This is a genomic window from Modestobacter sp. SYSU DS0511 (assembly GCF_054050755.1).
On sequence record NZ_JBJGZY010000041.1, the window covers coordinates 14,582 to 33,312 of the forward strand.

Annotated in this window: 14 protein-coding genes, 1 pseudogene and 1 riboswitch; of the genes and pseudogenes, 5 read left to right on the plus strand and 10 right to left on the minus strand. The window is 76.0% G+C overall.

Annotated elements, in window-relative coordinates; genetic code table 11:
• Positions 1-114: 114 nt before the first annotated feature.
• The 3 genes from ACI783_RS16885 to ACI783_RS16895 all read right to left on the minus strand — a co-directional run bounded on the left by ACI783_RS16885 (position 115) and on the right by ACI783_RS16895 (position 2,417).
• Positions 115-600, minus strand: a complete 486-nt coding sequence (locus ACI783_RS16885; RefSeq protein WP_457141517.1) for a hemerythrin domain-containing protein — start codon at positions 598-600, stop codon at positions 115-117.
• Positions 597-1,535: a Rieske 2Fe-2S domain-containing protein gene (locus ACI783_RS16890; protein ID WP_457141518.1), complete on the minus strand. Its 939-nt coding sequence runs from the start codon at positions 1,533-1,535 to the stop codon at positions 597-599. The genes ACI783_RS16885 and ACI783_RS16890 overlap by 4 nt, the downstream gene beginning before the upstream one ends.
• Positions 1,536-1,643: 108 nt before the next feature.
• Positions 1,644-2,417: an SDR family oxidoreductase gene (locus ACI783_RS16895; RefSeq protein WP_457141519.1), complete on the minus strand. Its 774-nt coding sequence runs from the start codon at positions 2,415-2,417 to the stop codon at positions 1,644-1,646.
• A 43-nt stretch (positions 2,418-2,460) separates the two neighbouring features.
• On the opposite strand from ACI783_RS16895, the gene sigJ reads away from it, so the two are divergent.
• The 4 genes and pseudogenes from sigJ (at position 2,461) to ACI783_RS16915 (ending at position 9,834) form a co-directional block, all read left to right on the plus strand.
• Positions 2,461-3,312, plus strand: a complete 852-nt coding sequence (sigJ, locus tag ACI783_RS16900) for an RNA polymerase sigma factor SigJ (RefSeq protein WP_457141520.1) — start codon at positions 2,461-2,463, stop codon at positions 3,310-3,312.
• Positions 3,313-3,550: 238 nt separating this feature from the next.
• Positions 3,551-3,898, plus strand: a pseudogene (locus tag ACI783_RS16905) (zinc-binding dehydrogenase); the annotation flags it as partial.
• 92 nt (positions 3,899-3,990) lie between these two features.
• On the plus strand, positions 3,991-9,417 hold the full coding sequence (locus ACI783_RS16910) for a DUF4011 domain-containing protein (protein WP_457141521.1): 5,427 nt from the start codon (positions 3,991-3,993) through the stop codon (positions 9,415-9,417).
• A gap of 132 nt (positions 9,418-9,549) precedes the next feature.
• The gene (locus ACI783_RS16915; RefSeq protein WP_457085279.1) at positions 9,550-9,834 is read left to right on the plus strand and encodes a Fe-S cluster assembly protein HesB; all 285 of its coding nucleotides are present in this window, start codon (positions 9,550-9,552) and stop codon (positions 9,832-9,834) included.
• Between the two features lie 93 nt (positions 9,835-9,927).
• On the opposite strand, the gene ACI783_RS16920 is transcribed toward ACI783_RS16915, so the two are convergent.
• Positions 9,928-10,575, minus strand: a complete 648-nt coding sequence (locus ACI783_RS16920; RefSeq protein ID WP_457141522.1) for a DUF4352 domain-containing protein — start codon at positions 10,573-10,575, stop codon at positions 9,928-9,930.
• A 248-nt stretch (positions 10,576-10,823) separates the two neighbouring features.
• The gene (locus tag ACI783_RS16925) at positions 10,824-12,107 is read right to left on the minus strand and encodes a DUF222 domain-containing protein (protein WP_457141523.1); all 1,284 of its coding nucleotides are present in this window, start codon (positions 12,105-12,107) and stop codon (positions 10,824-10,826) included.
• 421 nt (positions 12,108-12,528) lie between these two features.
• Positions 12,529-12,673: riboswitch (cyclic di-AMP (ydaO/yuaA leader) on the plus strand.
• Positions 12,674-12,690: 17 nt separating this feature from the next.
• Between ACI783_RS16925 and ACI783_RS16930 the strand changes: the two genes are divergently transcribed.
• Positions 12,691-13,233, plus strand: coding sequence for a C40 family peptidase (locus ACI783_RS16930; RefSeq protein WP_457141524.1), 543 nt, complete (start codon positions 12,691-12,693; stop codon positions 13,231-13,233).
• Positions 13,234-13,281: 48 nt separating this feature from the next.
• Here ACI783_RS16930 and ACI783_RS16935 read toward each other — a convergent pair whose 3' ends face one another.
• The 5 genes from ACI783_RS16935 to ACI783_RS16955 form a co-directional block, all read right to left on the minus strand.
• Positions 13,282-13,668: a DUF2267 domain-containing protein gene (locus ACI783_RS16935; RefSeq protein WP_457141525.1), complete on the minus strand. Its 387-nt coding sequence runs from the start codon at positions 13,666-13,668 to the stop codon at positions 13,282-13,284.
• A gap of 71 nt (positions 13,669-13,739) precedes the next feature.
• Positions 13,740-14,180 carry an FAD-binding oxidoreductase gene (locus tag ACI783_RS16940; RefSeq protein WP_457141526.1) on the minus strand — a complete coding sequence of 147 codons (441 nt, stop codon included), beginning with the start codon at positions 14,178-14,180 and terminating at the stop codon, positions 13,740-13,742.
• Positions 14,181-14,182: 2 nt separating this feature from the next.
• The gene (locus ACI783_RS16945; RefSeq protein ID WP_457141527.1) at positions 14,183-15,970 is read right to left on the minus strand and encodes a thiamine pyrophosphate-requiring protein; all 1,788 of its coding nucleotides are present in this window, start codon (positions 15,968-15,970) and stop codon (positions 14,183-14,185) included.
• A gap of 101 nt (positions 15,971-16,071) precedes the next feature.
• Entirely contained in the window at positions 16,072-16,605 is a 534-nt protein-coding gene (locus ACI783_RS16950) for a hypothetical protein (protein ID WP_457141528.1), read from the minus strand.
• A gap of 141 nt (positions 16,606-16,746) precedes the next feature.
• The gene (locus ACI783_RS16955; RefSeq protein ID WP_457141529.1) at positions 16,747-18,417 is read right to left on the minus strand and encodes a GmrSD restriction endonuclease domain-containing protein; all 1,671 of its coding nucleotides are present in this window, start codon (positions 18,415-18,417) and stop codon (positions 16,747-16,749) included.
• Positions 18,418-18,731: the final 314 nt, after the last annotated feature.

Genomic DNA, 18,731 nt, shown 5'->3' on the forward strand with positions numbered 1-18,731 from the left:
CCGAGCACCGGTGGGCCGGCTGGGATCGGTCGCCGTTCACCGCGTCGAGCACGTCGCACGTCTCCGTCTGGCGCCGCCCCTGACCGTCGCCGAAATGGCCATTTTGGCGAAACGTCAGGGGCGGGTGCGCAGGGTGGCCCGCTTGAGCCGGATGATGAGCCGCATCCCGCCGGACCGGGCCAACTCGCGCTGCCGCTCCTGCAGCTGCCCGCCCAGCTGCTCCAGCCGCTCCTCCCCCAGGGCGTGCGCCTGGGGGAACATCCGCTCCTCCTCCTCGAAGGTGTGGTGCCGCAGCGTCGACTCGAGCATCCGCACCTCGGCGGTGAACTCCGGGTCGTCCAGCGGCAGCCGCATCACCACGGCCAGCTGGTCGTCGATCTGGCGGTGCTCGGCGTGCGCGAGGGACAGCAGCGGGGAGACGTCGCTGACCGCCGGGTAGAACAGCTCGTCCTCGATCTGGGTGTGCACCTCCAGCTCCCGCAGCAGCTCGTCGCGCAGCCGCCGGCGGCGGTCGGTCTGCTCCGCGGTGGTCTCGGCGAGGCCGCGGAGCAGGCCCCGCAGCACGTCGTGGTGGGCGGTGAGCACCTCGTCGGCCTTCATCGGGACGCCTCCTCGACCGTGGTGACCGCCGTCGGGCTGCGCCAGTGCGCCCGCCGGCGGATCTCGACCTGCCCGTCGCGGACGCGGGTGTCGAAGCAGGGCAGCGGCGCGGTCGACGGTCCCTGCGCCGGTTCGCCGTCCGCCAGCGAGAACCGGGAGCCGTGCCAGGGGCAGACCAGCTCGCCGCGGTGCAGCCACCCCTCCCCCATCGGCCCGCCGAGGTGCGGGCACCGGCCGCCGACGGCGCGCACCTCGCCGTCGGTGGCGACCAGCACGACGGGGACGCCGTCGACGTCGACGCCGACCGGCTCGCCCTCGGGCAGGTCGGCCGCCGCGGCGACCGGGGTGAACCGGCGTGGCTCGCTGCTGCGCTCGCTGTGGTCGACCCCCAGCCGGTGCCGGTAGGACAACGCGCCGCCGAGGAAGCCGCCGACCAGGGTGAGCGCGAAGCCGGCCGCGGCGGTGATCCGGGCCCGCGCCGCCCGCCCGCGGGAGCGGTCGGCGAACGACCAGCTGTAGAGCCCCAGCGCGACGGTGTTGACGGCGCCGTGGACCACGCCCACCCGCCGGGCTCCGTCGTGGGCGTGCTGCCAGTCGGTCAGGCCGGCGGCGGCCGAGGCGACGGCGCCGGTGATCCCGAGCCCGACCACGGTGCGGGCGGCCTGGCCGGTCGCCGGTCCACCCCGGCCGGCGGCGTCGAGACCGTCCAGCAGCAGCGCGCTGCTCCACGCCCCGATCGGCACGGTCACCAGCACCGGGTGCAGGGGGTGCCCCAGCCACACGCCGTGCAGCAGGTCCTGCAGCGGCCGCGCCCACCGGCCGGTGAGCAGGAAGGTCAGCGCGACGCCGTGCTCGAGCTGGTAGCCCGGCGCGTCGAGCAGCTCCCACCGCTCGACCGCCCCGGTGGCCCGCTCGAGCAGACCGCGGACCCTCATCGGGCTGCTCCCCGGGCGACCGGGGCGTGCGGGCTCGGACCTGAGCGAGGGCGCATGTACCGCGCGTGCCCAGGTCGCCGCCGTCGAAACCGCCGGCCGGCCGCCAGGTCAGCGCGCCCCGGCGGCCGCCCCCGCGAGCCACTCGTCGAAGCGCGCCCGGCCGCGGTCGGCGCCCGGCGCGGGGACCAGGCTGCCGTCGCGCATCCGCCGCCCGGCCGCCCCCGGCAGCGGCACCCGCAGCACCCGGCGGCGCTGCCCGGTCGCGGCGAGCCAGCGGCGCACCAGATCGGCGAGCTCGGCCTCCTCCGGGCCACCGAGGTCGGTCACCCGCCCGCGCGGCGCCCCCTCGGCGAGCGCGACGAGCGCCGCCGCGACCTCGCTCGCGGCGACCGTCGCCGCGCGCAGGGCCGGGACGACGACGAACGGCCCGAACCCCGTGCGGGAGACCAGCTGCGGGGCGAACTCGTGGAACTGGGTGGCCCGCAACACCGTCCAGGGCACCGGGCCGGCGGCGATCAGCCGCTCCTGGGCGACCTTGCCGGCGTAGTAGCCGCTGGTCTCCCCGTCGATGCCGACGATCGACAGCGCCACGTGGTGCCCGACGCCGGCGGCCTGCTCGGCGGCGAGCAGGTTCCCGGTGGCGCGGGTGAAGAAGTCCACCGCCACCCGGGCCTTCGTGGTCACGACGCTGGTGACGTCGACGACCACGTCGGCGCCGGCCAGCGCCTCGGCCAGCCCGGCGCCGGTGGTGACGTCCTGCCCGGTGCCGCGCGAGAGCGGGACGACGGTGTGCCCGGCCGCCCGGGCGTGGGTGACGACGTGCGTGCCGACCACCCCGGTGGCCCCGGCGACGGCGATCCTCAGCTGCTGCGGTGGTGTCATGCCCTGTTGACGACGCAGCCCCCCGGAGTGTGAGGCTGCCCGGGTGACGGTGGAGGAGCAGCGCGGGCACCTGATGGGCGTGGCGTACCGGATGCTCGGCACGGTGGCCGACGCGGAGGACGCCGTCCAGGAGACCTTCGCCCGCTGGTACCGGCTGTCCGACGACGAGCGGGCGGCGATCGAGCGCCCGGCCGCGTGGCTGACCCGGGTGGTGAGCCGGGTGTGCCTGGACGCGCTCGGGTCGGCGCGCGCCCGCCGGGAGCGCTACGTCGGTGAGTGGCTGCCCGAGCCGGTGCCGGTGGACGCGGTCGACGACCCGGCCGAGCGGGCGGCGCTCACCGACTCGGTGGGCCTGGCGCTGCTCGTCGTGCTGGAGTCGCTGACCCCCGCCGAGCGGGTGGTGTTCGTGCTGCACGACGTTTTCGCGCTGCCGTTCAGCGAGATCGCCGAGGCGGTCGGGCGCTCCCCCGCGGCGTGCCGGCAGCTGGCGACGTCCGCGCGCCGCCGGGTCGACGCCTCCCGCGCCGGCACCCGGCCGCGGGCCCGGCGCGACGAGGTGGTGCGGGCCTTCGCCGCGGCCTGCGCCGGCGGCGACCTCACCGCGCTGGTGGCGGTGCTCGACCCGCAGGTCACGCTGCGCTCGGACGGCGGCGGCGTGGTCCGCGCCGCCCGCAACCCGGTGCGCGGGGCCGACCACGTGGCGCGGTTCCTGCTCGGGCTGCTGGCGAAGAACCCCGACGTCGCCCTCGAGGAGGTGACCACCGGGGACGGCGTCGGCTGGCTCTGGCGCGACAGCGACGCCGTCCGCGGGCTGCTCACCCTCGGCGTCGCCGGCGACCGGGCCACCGACGTCTGGATCGTGATGAACCCGGCGAAGCTCACCCGCTGGTCCTGACGCGGCAGGGTCTCCCGACCCTCCCGCACGCGCCGGCGCGCACCTGGCGTCCGTCGCGGACCGGGCGATCCGCCCGGCCGGGACGAGCGGAGGAGAGCCATGCGCGCGGTGCAGTACCGGACGATCGGCGGCGAGCCGGAGGTGGTGGAGGTGCCCGCCCCGGAGCCCGGCCCGGGCCAGGTGCGGCTGCGGGTGACCGCCGCGGGGCTGTGCCACTCCGACGCGTGGTGCGGCCGCGGCGATCCGCGAGCTGACCGGCGGGGTGGGCGCGCCCGCGGTGTTCGACATCGTCGGCGCGCCGGCCACCCTCGAGCTCGCCCGCTCGGTGGTGGCGATCGGCGGGGTGGTGCAGATCGTCGGCATCGGCGGCGGCACGCTGCCCACGGGGTTCTTCTCCACCCCGATGGGCGCCTCGGTGCGCGCGCCGTACTGGGGCACCCGCACCGAGCTGATGGAGGTCCTCGACCTGGCCCGGGCCGGGGCGGTGCACGTGGAGGTCGAGCGGTTCACCCTCGACGAGGTGCCGGAGGCCTACCGGCGGCTGCACGCGGGCACCATCCGCGGCCGCGCCGTCGTCGTCCCCTGAGCCGCCCGGGCCGGCCGGGACGCGCGGACCTCATCCGTCACATCCCGGCCGGGCTCCCGGACTCCCCGGTCCGGCCGGGGTAGACAGGCTCCATGGGCGACTCCCCGTGCCCGCAGCAGCCGGTGACGATCGAGGCCGAGTGCGTCCCCGTGCTGGGCGAGGCGCTGGCCTCCCTCGGCGTTCCGGTGGTTCCCCGGCTGGTCCTCACCGCGGCACAGGAACGGCGGGGTGCCCGGGTCACCGTCGCCATCACCAGCAACGGGCGGTCGCTCGCCGCGCCGGTCGAGCTGCGCACCGACCTGCTGCCCGGCCGGCCCACCGTGCTGCTCGACGTGCCGCTGCTGCTCGACCCGGCGGCGATGGGCGCGGCCGCCGACCCTGCGCGGGGCCACGTCGAGGTGCAGATCGAGCACGACGACGAGCCGCTGGGCCGGGCGAGCACCGAGGTGCGGGTGCTCGGTGCCGGGCAGTGGCTGGCCGCGCCGGCTCCCCTGGCGCTGGAGCTGCTCGCCGCGCACGTCCGCCCCGACGACCCGGCGGTGGCCGGGCTGGTCGGCGCCGCCGCCGACCACCTGCGGCAGCGCACCGGCCGCCCCGAGCTGGCCGACCTCGACCCCGCGCGCCTGGACCCCGCGCAGCTGGACCAGGCCGCGGCGGCGATCGTCGAGGCGATGCGGCGCCGCGGGGTCCGCCCGCTGCCGGCCGCCGCCTGCTGGGCCGACGTGCCGCAGCGGCTCCGCACCCCCACCGAGGTGCTCGACGAGCGCGCCGGCAGCGGCCTGGACACGGTGCTCACGCTCGCCGCCGCGTTCGAGCACGCCGGGCTGCGGCCGCTGGTGTGGATCACCGCCGACGACGCCGGCCCCGCGCACGCATTCCTCGGCTGGTGGCGCCGCGGCCCGGGCGCCGCGCACACCGCGACCACCGACGTCGCCGGGCTGGCCGAGCTGGTCGCCGACGGCGCGATCCAGCTGGTCGAGCCGGCGCTGCTGCACGCCGGCGCCCCGCCCGCGACCTTCGGCGACCTGCACCGGACGGCGGCCGCCACCTGGCTCACCGGCGACCGGCACCGGCTGCTCGGGGTCACCGACGTGCACCGGGCCCGGGCCGACGGCGTCCGGCCGCTGGGACCGCGCCCGCGCGCCGCGACGCCGCTGGCCACGGCGCTGGCGACCCTGCCCACCCCGCAGCCGCTGGACCTCACCGCCGCCCTCCCCCTCACCGTGCCCGCCGGGCGGCTGCCGGTGCTGGCCGAGCGGCTGGCCGGCGGTGCCCCACTTACCCTGCTGCCCGCCGACCAGCTCGGCGCCGCCGCCCGCCGCCGGGGCATCCGCGCCGCCCGCGACCTGCCGGCGCACCAGCTGGTCGAGCTGCTGGCCGAGCACGGCGGCCTCTACACCGAGCTGCCGTCGGCCGGGTACGCCGAGCAGGTCGGCGCGCTGGCCGAGCGGGCCCGGGCGGTCGTCGAGGAGTCCGGCACGAACGACCTGTGCCTGGCGCTCGGCTCGCTCACCTGGGAGCCCGACGGCCGTTCGGTGCGCGCCCCGCTGGTGCTGGTGCCCGTCCTCCTCACCGCCGGCGCCAACGGCTCGTTCCGGCTGGTCGCCGACCCGACCGGGGGCACCACCGGAAACGCCCAGCTGTTCGCCGAGCTGCGCCGTCGGCACGGGGTCGCGCTGCCGGTGCCGGCCGATCCGGACCCGGCCGCGGTGGTGGCCGCGGTGCGCCAGGCGCTGGCCCGCAGCGGGGCGTCGGCGCGGGTCGAGCCGACCGCGGACCTGGCGCTGCTGCCGGCCGCGGCCTCCCGGGTGCGGCAGGACGCCGAGCACCTCGGGGCCGCCGCGCTGCGCAACCCGCTCGTGCCGGTGCTGCTGCGCCCCGGCCAGCCCTTCCCGCCGCAGGACCCGGCCGACGCCGACCTCGACGAGCTGGCGCCGGCCCTCCCCCTGCCGGCCGACGCGAGCCAGCTGGCCGCGGTCGCCGACGCGCTCGCCGGGCGCACCTTCGTGCTGCTCGGCGCACCGGGCACCGGGAAGGTGCAGACGGTGGCGGACACCGTCGCCGCGGTGACCGCGGCGGGCCGGCGGGTGCTCGTCGTGGCGCCCCGCCGCGACGCGCTGGACGCCGTGGCAGCGCGGCTGGCCGACGCCGGCCTGTCCGCCCTGGTCACCGGCGACCCGGCACCCGACGCGCCGCGCTCCGACGTCCCCGACCTGCGCCCGCTGCGGGAGCAGCTGGCCGGGTACGCCGCGCGGCTGCACGCACCCAACTCGGCGGGCCTGTCGCTGTACGACGCCTCCGCCGCGCTGCTGGCGGCCGGTTCCGCGATCCCGTCGCTGCCGGTGCCACCCGCGTTCGTGGTCAACGCCTCCGCCCGGACGACGGCGGCGGTGCGGGCCGCCCTCGCCGACCTCCCGGAGGTGGCCGCCCGCACCGGGCCGCGCCCCGGCCACCCGTGGGGGTTCCTCGACTCCGCCGACGTCGACCCGGTGGCCGTGCAGGCCGCGGTCCGCGCCGTCGACCGGGCGCTGGACGCCGTGCCCCCCGGCCCCGTGGCCCGGGTGGTGACGGCCGCCCCGACCCCGGCAGACCTGACCGCCGTCGCCACCCTGCTCGACGGCCCGGCCGTGCCGCTGGCCGACCTGGACCGCGCGGGCACCGCGGAGTGGGAGGAGGAGGTCGCCGAGCTGCGCGCCGACGTCGCCCTGTTCCGCGCCGCGGAGCACCCGGGGCTGGACGTCGCCGATCCCGCGGTGCTGGACCTGCCGCTGGCCGCGATCGCCGAGAACGCCCGGCAGGCGGCCGCCTCGAGCCGGATCGGCCGGGGCAAGCGGCTGGCCGCGGTGCTCGCCGAGCTGGCGCCGGCCCTGCTGCCGGACGCGCAGGTGCCGCCCGCCGAGGTGCCGGTGCTGGCCGACGAGCTCCTCGCGGTGCAGGCCGCCGCCCGCGAGCTCGCCGCGCGGGCCCGGGAGCTGCCCGGGGTCGACCTGCCGTGGAACTGGAACCCGTTCACCGACGTCGACCGGTTCGACGCCCAGGTGGAGGCCGCCCGCCGGCTGGCCGCGGCGCTGCGGGCGAACCCGGCGCACACCCCGGCGCTGCGCCGGTTCCTCGACACCGCCGCCACCCCCGACCCCGCCCGGGCCGCCGCCGTCCGGGCGCTGCAGCGGGCCCTCGCCGAGCTGCCGGGCGCCTGCGCGACCACCCCGGAGCGGCTGCTGGCCTGGGCCGGTGACCGCCGGCTGGTGACGCGCTGGGAGGAGACCCGGGCCGGGCGGGCGATCGAGGAGTTCGGCCTGCCGTCGCTGGCGCACCGGCTGGACCTGCTGCGCGCGGTGCACCTGCTGGATGCCGCCGGGCTCACCGGGATGCGGGACGCGCTGGTCTCCGGGGCGGTCCCGGCCGAGCAGGCGGTCGCCGCCTTCGACCGCGGGCTGGCCGAGGCGTCGGTCACCGAACGGGCCGCGGCCGCCGGGCTGACGGCCGCCGACGCCCGCGCGCACGAGACGGCGGTGCGCCGGTTCCTCGCGGCGTCCGCGGCCACCCGGGCCACCGCCGCCGGGCGGGTGCTGGCCACCGCCACCCCGGGCAGCTGCGTGCTCGCCACCCCCGACGAGGTGGCCCGGCTGCTGCCGCCCGAGCCGGGCTCCTTCGACCTGGTCGTGCTGGCCGACGCCGGCCGGCTCCCGGTGGCCGACGCGCTGGGTTCGCTGGGGCGGGCCACCGCCGCGGTGGTGGTCGGCGACCAGCCGGCCGGGGACGACGACGGGCTGCTGGCCGCCTGCCTGCGCGCCGGCGTGCCCCGTCGTGAGCTGGCCTGGCACCACCGCAGCGAGAGCGAGCTGCTGTTCGCGGTCCCGAACGCGGCGCACCGGGTGCGCACCTTCCCCGCGGCCGCGCCGGGGCCGGCGCTCGCGCTGGTGGCGGTGGACGGCCGGTTCACCCTGACCGGGCCGTCTGCCGGCACGAACCAGGCGGAGGCGACGGCGGTGGTGGCGGAGGTGGCGCGGCGGTTCGCCGACTCCCCCGGTGCGGTGCCGTCGCTCGCCGTCCTGACCCTGCGCTCCGGGCAGCGCCGGCTGGTCGAGGAGCTGCTGCACGCGGCGCCCGATCCCCGGATCGACGCGGCGCTCTCCTCCGGTCAGCTCCGGGTGGGCGAGGTGGGGTCGGTGCGCGGCGGGGAGTGGGACGTCGTGCTGCTGTCCCTCGGTGCCTCGCTGGACGAGCGTGGTGACCTGTCGCTGGACCTCGGGCCGCTCAACCGGACCGGTGGGGAACGGCGGCTGCGCGCCGCCGTCACCCGGGCCCGCCGCCAGCTGCTGGTGTTCGCGTCGTTCCCGCCGGCGGCGCTGGTGCCGGCGCGCACCGCGCAACGTGGTGTGCGGGAGCTGCGCGCGTTGCTGGACGTCGTCACCGACGGTGCCGCGGCGGCGCCCCGGGACGGTGCGCCAGCACCGGTGCCGGACGCGCACCGCGACGACGTGGCGGCGGCGCTCCGGGACCGCGGGCTGGCGGTGCGGACGGACGTCGGGCTGTCCGGGTTCCGCGTCGACGTGGCGCTGGCCCCGGCCGGCGAGCCCGGGCGGCCGCGGGTGGCGGTGCTGCTCGACGGGCCGGACGACGCGGCGACGCTGGGCGATCGCCTGGAGCTGCCGGTGCGGGCGCTGACCGCGCGCGGCTGGGCGGTGGAGCGGGTGTGGCTGCCGGAGTGGCTGACCGACCGGGAGGCCGTGCTCGACCGGCTGGCGGACGCGGTGCGGGCGGCGCGGCCGCCGGCCGCGTTGCCCTCGCCACTGCAGCCCGCGCGTGCTCGAGGTGACGCGCCGGCCCCGGCATCGGGGCCGGGGCATGTCGACGCGCCGCGTCGGGTGCCGGCGCGCCCGCTGGTGCCGCCGGTGCGGCTGCCCGGGGAGGAGCCGTTCGTGCCGTGGACGCCGGGGCCGGTGGGTGAGCCGCGGGACCTGCGCCGGCTGGTCGACCCGGCGATCGCGCGGCTGGTGCGGGAGCTGCTGGTCGACGGGATCGCCGCGGAGGGGCCGGTGCACCGGGAGCGGCTGGCCCGGCGGGCGGCGCGGGCCTTCGAGGTGCCGCGGCTGACCGATGCGCGGATGGCGGAGCTGCTGGCGCTGCTGCCCGACCCGGCGGCGGAGTGGCTCTGGCCGGAGGGCGTCGACCCGGCGTCGTGGGTGGGGTTCCGCCGGCAGGGCTCGGCGGGTGACCGGCCGCTGGAGCACGTGCCGCCGGAGGAGATCGGGAACGCGATGGTGGCGCTGCTGCGGTCGAGCGGTGGGTTGACGCACGAGCAGCTGGTGGCGCAGACGCTGGCGGTGTTCGGGCACCGGCGGTTGCACCCGGTGCTGATGCCGGCGCTGGAGGCGGGGCTGGCGCACGCGGTGCGGGCGGGTCGGGTGACGCGCGCGGGCAGCGGCCAGCCGATCACCGCGACCGACGCGGTGGGGGCGGTGGGCGCGGCAGGTGCGGTGGGTGCAGGGGGCGCGGGCTTCTTTGCGGGTGCGTGACGAGGGTTGACCCCGCCCCGGGCGACGGGGAGGTTGGGGGTGCGAGGCGAACCGTCTCAGGTCGACCGCCTTGTCCGCCGGCCATCGACGTCCGGCGGGCCGGGCCCCCTGCAACCGAGAGGACCCCGCACGATGCTGACCCTCACCAACGGCGCCGCCACGGCGATCAAGGGCATCCTCGGCCAGTCCGAGGTGCCCGAGTCCGGCGGGCTGCGGATCGCCAACGACCCGACCGGCGCCAACCTGGAGCTGAGCCTGGCCGCCGTGCCCGCCGAGGACGACGCGGTGCTCGACGCGTCCGGGGCCCGGGTGTTCCTGGACCCCCGCGCCGCGGAGCTGCTCGACGACAAGACGCTCGACGCCGCCGCCGGCCCCGACGGCTCGCTGCAGTTCGGGATCGGCGAGCAGATCGTCTGACCCGCAGCACCCGAGACACGACAGCGCCGCCGAGGAGCGATCCTCGGCGGCGCTGTCGTCGTACGTCGGAACTCGGTGGCTCCGTCGATCAGGTCACTGCAGGTCGACAGTCACCCCGCCGGAGAAGGCGGAGTCGTGCAGCTCGATGGCGGTCGGAACCGTGCCGGCCGGGACATCGAACACGACCTTGCTCGTCAGGCTGTTGCCCGGGTTGATCTCCTCGTACAGCGACGAGGAGTCATCCAGGTAGATGGCAGCCTCGCTGTCGGCGGAGAACTCCTGGCCCTGGGCGTTGAAGAGCTTGGCGTTGTCGCCGAAGAAGCTCTGCGCCTTGTCGCCGATGTTGGTGATGGCGACGTCGACGATGCAGAACTGGCCCTGCGCCGTGGTGTTCAGGTACTCGTTGCCGATCTCGGTCGTGCTGCAGTCGACGCCATTGACCACGAAGTTGAACTTGCCGTCGGCAGCTGGCTCGCCGATGCCGGGGTTGCCCGACTCCTCGACGGCGGCCTCCTCGGCGACAGGCTCCTCGACGTCCGCCGCAGCAGCGTCGTCGACCGGAGCCGCTGCGCCCGATGACGTGTCAGCGCTGGCCGTGGCGTCCCCGGTCTCCTTGTCACCTCCCATGTTGGCGCCGATCGCGATGACCACGATCACCGCCAGGACGATGAACCAGGCGCGCTTGTACAGCGGCTTCTTGCCCGTGGCCTGGGCCTTTTCCGGCGCCGGTGCGTCGGTCATGTCGTGCTCCCCGTTTGTCTATGGACGTTCCTTTTCGAAACTAAGCGGCGGAAAAGCCCGTTCACCGTCAGCGACTCGACCAAGAGAAGCGGGAAAACTGTCAGGAAGCGCCCATTCAGACCTCGGGTACCTCGTGCGCCACTCTCTGCTCGATCGAGCGCCGAGCCCGGCCGCCACCGAGGCATGCCACTCCCACGGGAAGCAGCACGGCCGCGAGTGACCGCGGTCGGATGTCGGTGGCGAGCAGGTCAGGTGAGCAGTGGGCCGATGAGGATCTCGGTGCCGTCGGGCCGGAAGGTGCGCCACCGGCCGTCGGGTTGCCGCTCGACCCGGAAGCCGTGGTGGACCTTCGTGTGATGCCGTTCGCACAGCAGAGCGGAGTTGGTCAACGACGTCTCGCCGCCGTGCAGCCAGTGGATCAGGTGGTGCACATCGCACCACCAGGTCGGGGCACCGCAGCCGGTGAACACACACCCCTTGTCCCGCCGTTCCACCGCCTTGCGGAGTCCGGGGGTGACGACCCGGTGGTTCCGCCCCAGGTCCAGCGGGGTGCCGTCGGGGCCCATCACGATCCGGGAGATGCTCCCGTCGCAGGCCAGCCAGCGGGCACGGGCGGCGGAGATGCTGGCACCGAACCCGGTCTGCGCGGCGCCGGGGCCAGTGGCCGGATCGACTGCATCGTCCAGGTCCAGCTGCAGCACCACGTGCGGCTTCACCGTCCGCAGCGTCGGCAGGCCACCGGAGGCGAGCTGGTTGTCGCAGAGCTGCACGAACGCATCAGCCTGCTGCTGCGCGCGGGTGCGGGTGTCGCCCTTGGGCCGGTTGGCCTGCACGATCGACTCGATCGCCGCCTGCAGCTTCTCCCCACCCACCGCGTCCAGGTCGAACCGGCCGGTGACGCTGCCGTCAGCGTGCTTGGCCATCGACAGCCGCCGCCCCTCCGTGGGGTCAGGCTCGGGCCCGTCGGGGTCCAGCGCCTCGATGAACGCCCGCACCGCCACCCCGAGCGAGGCGTGCGGCGCCTCCCGAGCCACATCCGCCCACGCGGTGTCGAACGCGCCCAGGTCGATCCCCTGCTCCTGAGCACGCGCCCGCTCCGGTTCCCCCACCGCGCTCGCCACGACGTCGACCTGCGCGGCGGTGACCTCCCCGGCAGCGAACCCCGCAGCCAGCGCCGGCAGGTGCTCCAACACCCGGCCGGCCCGCACCACCCGCGACGCCTCGCCCGCCGACAACCACCGGTGCCCGATCAGCCACGACCGCATCGACGCCAACCCGTCGCGCTCGACGGCCTGCGCGAGCTCGGCATGCCGCACCGTGCGGGCCAGCTCCGCCGCCACCCGGTTCTGCAGCCGCACCAGCTCGCCCACCCTGTCCAGCAGCTCACCATCGCCGAACGCGTGCAGGTCCTCGGCCGCCAGCGCGTCCAACGCCGACTGCAACGGCGACCCGAACAGCCCCTCCAGGTCATCCGGGGACAGCTCCGCGACCACGTTCGGCGCAAGGGGGTCCAGCGTCATCGAGTCGCTCACGGACACCTCCCCGTCATTCGAACGTACGTTCGAATACTACTGCGATCGGCGCCTCACCACCACCCGAACCAGCAGGTCAAACGCCTGTCCACAGGTCAGACAACCCCCTTGACGGCAGCGGCCCGACCGCTCACGACCGAGCCATCTCCCAAGGGTCGGGCCGTTCGCCAGCTGGTTAGGTCGTGAACACGAAGCGTCGTCACGCGCCGTCCATTCATCAGTTCGCAACGTCCCGAGACACGCCGGGGACAGCTTCACGTTTGCCACGGTCACGACGGCGAGTCGCAGTCGGAGACCGTCCGGATCCGGCCGACGACGGCGGCTGCGGACCACCAGATCGCCACCTAGCGTCGTCGCGGCCGACCGGGTCCGACCGTCACCGCACCTGGTGACACCCGGACGGCACCGCCGAACCGGACGTCGGCCGCGCATGCTGCAGCCGTCGCCCGGACCGGGGACCCACCGCAGTTCTGGGGTGAAGCTCGGCCGCACGCACGTGTGGCCGTGCCGGGCGAGTTCCCCGCCCGAACCCGTCAGCTAACTCGGTAGGCGGTTGAGGAGAACAAGGAGAACTCGTCGTTCCATGACGGCCCTGCGCACCACCTCTGCTCGTCGTTCCACCCGCTCGGCGGCCAAGGGCGCGCTGATCGCGTTGCTCACCGGCGCCGGCGTGGTGCTCACCCCGCTCGCCGCCCAGGCCAACGCCGGGGGCGCCGCCCCGCCGGCCCCGGCCCCGGCTCCGATCGCCGCGCCGGTCGCGGCCGCGGCCGCACCGACCTCCGCCGCCCAGGTGGTCATCGACACCGCGATGGCCCAGCTCGGCAAGGCCTACGTGTGGGCCGGGGCCGGTCCGAACGTCTACGACTGCTCGGGCCTGACCCAGTTCGCCTTCCGGGCGGCCGGCGTCGACCTGCCGCACTCGTCGCGGATGCAGTCCACGATGGGCGTGCACGTCGACCGGGCGCACCTGCAGCCCGGTGACCTGGTCTTCTACTACTCCCCCGTCGGGCACGTGGGCATCTACCTGGGCGACGGGCTGATGGTCCACGCCCCCAGCGCCGGTGACGTGGTCCGCGTCGCCAGCATCGACATGTGGGGCTACAACACCGCGCGTCGGCTGGTCTGAGTTCCGCCCCTCCGGGTCGCCACGGCGACCCGGAGGGGCGGCAGGCCGTCAGTGGTGCGCGTTCTCGGTGTGCGTGAGGTCGCCGTAGTCGTCGGGGAGCTGGTCGAGCACGTGCAGGTACTCGGCGCCCACCGCCTCGCGGAGCCCGGCGGTGACCGCACGCGCGTGCTGCCGCGCCTGCTCCGGGGTGCAGCCCTGCCCCTCGAGTTCGGCGACACGGCCGTAGAACTCGGTCAGGCCGAAGCGCTCGACCGACCCGTCGGTGGGCATCGCCGAGGCGAGCTCGGGCGGCAGCTGGGCGGCCAGGTCCTTCGCCTCGGTCGACAACCGCTGCCCGAGCACGGTCAGGGTGGCCCGGACGGCCTGCTCGGCGTGCTCGTGATCGGGGATCCGGGCCGACTGCTGCACCGCGGACACGAACTCCTGCGTCTTCATCTCGTCCTCCCGTCTGTCGTTCCTGCTGGTCCGGAGCGCGCTCGTCGCGCGTCCGGTCTCGGGTCCGGCGGTCAGCCGACCCGGAGGTCGTCGAGCTCACCGGCGCGCAGGGTCAGCCCCAGGCCGGGCTCCACCACGCACCGGCGTCCGTCGATGTCGAGGGACTCCAGCCGGTGGCAGTACCGGCTCCAGTCCAGGACGACGGCGGCGTTCGTCGTCTGCCCGGACAGGCTGGTGCCGCCGCCCCGGGACAGCAACGGGACGCCGTGTTCCCGGCAGACCGCCGCGGCCTCGACGGCGGCGTCGACCGTGCGCGGTTCGACCACGCCCAGCGGCGGGACCCGGTAGTTGGACGCGTCGGTCGAGTAGGCAGCGCGGGTGCCGGCGTCGAACCGGACCTCGCCGTCGACGCGCCGGCGCAGGTCAGCGTCCAGCGCCGACACGTCGACCCGGGAGTCGTCCGCCCCGTCCCACGGCCGGACGGTCGGCGATGGGAGGTGTGCGGTCGACATGGTCAGCTCCGGTTGGGCAGGAACTCCTGCATCTTGTTCTTGGTGCCCTGCTTGACCACGCCCCAGGCGTCCTCGTCGCCCTTGAGCAGCGACTTCGCGGTGTCGGTCATCTGCTCGAGCGTCGCGTGCGGCGGGATCGGCGGAACGTCGGCGTCGACGTGCACGTCGAGCAGCGCCGGCCGGCCGGCAGCCAGCGCACAGTCCCAGGCCGGGCCGACCTGCTCCGGGTCGTCGACCGTGATCGCCTCGAAGCCCAGCCCGGCGGCGAAGTCGGCGTAGGAGACCTCGGGCAGCGTCTGCGAGTCGGCGAACTTCGGCGCCCCGCCCATCGCCCGCATCTCCCAGGTGACCTGGTTGAGGTCGTTGTTGTGCAGCACCGCGACCACCAGGCGCGGGTCGCGCCACTCCTGCCAGTAGTGGGCGATCGTGAGCAGCTCGGCCAGGCCGTTCATCTGCATGGCGCCGTCACCGGCGAAGGCGATGACCGGTCGGTCGGGGTGGCCGAACTTGGCGCCGATTCCGTACGGCACGCCCGGGCCCATGGTGGCCAGGGTGCCGGACAGTGAGCCGCGGTTGTCCGGGCCGAAGCGCAGGTGCCGGGCGTACCAGTTGGCGGCGGAGCCGGAGTCGGCGGTGATGATGGCGTTGCCGGGCAGCCGGCCGTTCAGCTCGGAGAACAGCCGCATCGGGTTGACCGGATCGGCGTCGGTGTTCGCCCGCTTCTCCATGATCTCCCACCAGCGGCGGATGCCGTCCTCGATGCCCTCGCGCCAGGACCGGTCCTGCTTGCGCTCCAGCAGCGGGATGAGCGCGCGCAGCGTGGTGGCCGCATCGCCGACGAGGTTGAGCTCGTACGGGTACCGCATCCCGATGAACTTGGCGTCGTGGTCGATCTGCACGCCGCGGGCCTGGTCGTACTCCGGAAAGAACTCGCTGTAGGGCAGGTTCGAGCCCACCGTCAGCAGCGTGTCGCAGTCCTTCATCATCTCCCAGGTCGGGCGGGTGCCCAGCAGCCCGATCGAGCCGGTGACGAAGGGCAGGTCATCGGGGAGCACGTCCTTGCCCAGCAGCGCCTTGGCGACGCCGGCGCCGAGCAGGTCGGCGACCTCGACGACCTCGGCCCGGGCGCCACGGGCACCCTGACCGACCAGCATGGCGACCTTGCTGCCGGAGTTCAGCAGGTCGGCCGCCGCCCGCAGCGAGGCGTCGTCCGGCACCACCGTCGGGGACGAGGTGCGCCCACGGCTCGAGGGCACCATCTTGTGCTCGTGCGTCGGCGGGCTGTACTCCAGCTCCTGCACGTCGGCCGGGATGATCACCGCGGTCGGGGCGTGCTCGGCCAGCGCGGTGCGGATCGCGCGGTCGATGACGTTGGGCAGCTGCTCCGGGACGTTCACCTCGTGCACGTAGTGGTGCGCGACGTCCTTGAACAGCGACAGGAGGTCGACCTCCTGCTGGTACGAACCACCCATGGCGCTGCGGTCGGTCTGCCCGACGATCGCGACGACCGGGACGTGGTCGAGCTTGGCGTCGTACAGCCCGTTCAGCAGGTGGATGGCGCCCGGACCGGAGGTGGCCATGCAGACCCCGACGCGGCCGGTGAACTTGGCGTAACCGACCGCCTCGAAGGCGGACATCTCCTCGTGGCGGGACTGGATGAACTGGAGGTCGTCCTGCTCGCCGAACGACGCGAGGATCCCGTTGATCCCGTCGCCGGGGTAGGCGAAGACCTTGTCCACCTCCCATTCGGAGAGGCGGTTCAACAGGACGTCGGCGACTGTCTGACCCATGGCGAGATCTCCTCGCGTCGACTGCATCGTCCGCCCTGGGACCTACCCGCCTCCCGCGTGTGACCCAAACCTCGATGGTGCGGGATCCGGGCCAGCGGCGTTCAGGCTGCCTGCGCCAGGCGGCCGACGGTCGGCCAGCCGGGCGGCAGCGCCCGGGTGGCCTCGCCGCCGCGAGGGGCGAGGAAGGGGCGGGTGAGCCGCTCCTTTTCGATCCGGTCCCAGGCGGTCAGCAGCTCGGCCACCCAGCGGGCCAGGGTGAGCGCGTCGCTGGCCAGCGGGTCGCCGGCGGTCTCCGGCCGCGGCCGGGTCGGGATGCGCGGCCAGCGCGGGGTGACCAGGCTCCGCTTGGCCGACGGCAGCGACGCGACGTGCGCGGCGAAGGCAGCGTCCAGCGCGCTGGTCTCGGCGACGATCGCCACCGCCAGGGCGGCGGCGTCGGCACCGGGGCCGAACCGCAGCGAGGCCTTCTCGGTGGGCACCAGGATCCGGCCGACGAGCAACCGGGCGATCCGGTCGTCGTCGGACGGCAGCACCCACGCGCCCGCCATCGTCGACTCGAGCCCCTCCCCGACGTTGACGTGCCAGCCGACCACCCGGTCCTCGACCGGCTGGTCGATGACGACGATCCCGCGCATCCCGCTTCTCCTGACTCCGGTGCAGCCGTGTTGCTGCGCAGCATCGAGGACGTTGCTGACAGAAACCGCCGAATCACGGCGCCGTTGCCGAGTCGTCACACCACTCGTCCCGCCAGTCACACGCGACCCGCAGGAGTGCGGCTACTCGCAGGCGACGCCGTCCTTGTCCCGGTCGAACTTGTCCTGCCACCCCGGCTGACCGCGGTAGATGGGGTCTGCGCCCGCGGCCTTCACCTCCGTGCAGTTGGCGTAGGACGGGCCGGCCGGGGCCGGCTCGGGTGCGGGAGCAGGCGCCGGGGCCGGGACGGGGGCCGGTACGGGAGCAGGCGCCGGTGCCGGTGCCGGTGCGGGGGCAGGCGCGGGCGCCGGGGCCGGGGCCGGGGCCGGGGCCGGGGCCGGGGCCGGGGCGGGGGCCGGGGCGGGGATGTTGGCGACCACGCCGCCGGGCAGCGGCTCGGCCGGGCAGGTGGCGAGCACGGTGGCGATGGCGTTGCGCTCGGCCTGGGTCATCCAGAGGCCGTAGCTCAGCTTCACCGCGACCTGCCGGGCGACGTAGGCGCAGCGGTAGGACTTGTTCGGCGGCAGCCAGGTGGCGGCGTCGCCGTCGCCCTTCTGCATGTTCAGCGGGCCGTCGACGGCGAGCAGGTTCAGCGGGTCGTTGGCGAAGGCGGTGCGCTTGGCGGCGTCCCAGCCCTGCGCGCCGGTCTGCCAGCTGTTGGAGAGGGCGACGACGTGGTCGATCTGCACGTCGGAGCTGGTGTCCTGGCCGCGCTGGAACGCGATGGTCGTGCCGGAGTACGGGTCGGCGAGCGAGCCGGTGAGGACGACGCAGCTGCGGGTGCCGGGCTTGAACGTCTCGGCGGTGAGGTCGCGGACGAGGACGTCGTTGCGGGTGTCGCAGCCGTTGCGGTCGACGTCGGTCCAGGCGGAGCCGTAGTTGTCCCGGTCGTAGCCGGTCTTCGGCGCGCGGCCCTTGACCTCGACGGCGGCCAGCGCGGCGAGGGCGGTGGTGGGCTGGGCGGCGGTGACGGCGGCGTCCGCGTCGGCGTCGGTGAGGAGGCCGGTGGTGTTCTCGGCCGCGTTCGCGGCCTCCGCCATCTCGTCGCGCGCGAGCGACGCCTCGGCGGCGGCGATCGCGGCCTCGTCGTCGGCAGCGGACGTGGTCGGGCCGGCGCTGGGCGCGGTCTCGGCGCTGGCCGGGACTGCGTCGGTCTGCGGCAGCGCGGCCGCGCCGGCGACCAGGGCGGCGACCCCGGCCGCGGCGACCCCGGCGCCCATGGCGCGGGAAGCGATGAGCGCCCAGCGGGCCCGGCCGACGACGACCGCGCCCAAGCCGACCAGCAGGACGGCGAGCCCGGCCATGACCAGCCCGCCGGAGAACCCACCGGAGGCGGCACCGACGACGATGAAGAGCAGTGCGACGGCCGCGACCCCGGCGCGGATGGCGGTGGTCCGGTCGGTGGCGGCCGGCGCCGTCGCTCCGGAGAGGACCCCGAGCACCTCGACCGGGTCGACGGCGTCGAACGGGAACTGGACGTCCTTGCGTCGGACCACGGCCCCCGGCAGCGCGGCGGCCCGGTCGCGCACGTCCGCGCCGACGGCGGTGAGCCGCTGGGCGTCGGCGTGCAGGGTGACCGAGCGGCCGGCCGGGGCGTCGTACTCGAGGCGCAGGGAGCGGGCGAAGGCGCCCGGCTCGGCGACGGTGAACCCGAGGTCGATGGCCTGCTGCACCACCGGGCGGACCGGGGTGCCCGGGGTCTTCGCCTCCCACCGCTGCAGCAACTGCTCGATGGCGGACTCGGACCGTGACATGCGCTGACCCCCGGACGCTGTGGTGAGCGCCCATGGTCAGTCGGCAGGCGCGTCGTCCAGTGCAGGACAGGCCGGAACGCCCTCACCCGCCCCACCCGCACCACCCGGGGGGGGGGGGGGGGGGGGGGGGGGGGGGGGGGGGGGGGGGGGGGGGGGGGGGGGGGGGGGGGGGGGGGGGGGGGGGGGGGGGGGGCGGGGGTGGGGGGGGGGGGGGGGGGGGGGGGGGGGGGGGGGGGGGGGGGGGGGGGGGGGGGGGGGGGGGGGGGGGGGGGGGGGGGGGGGGGGGGGGGGGGGGGGGGGGGGGGGGGGGGGGG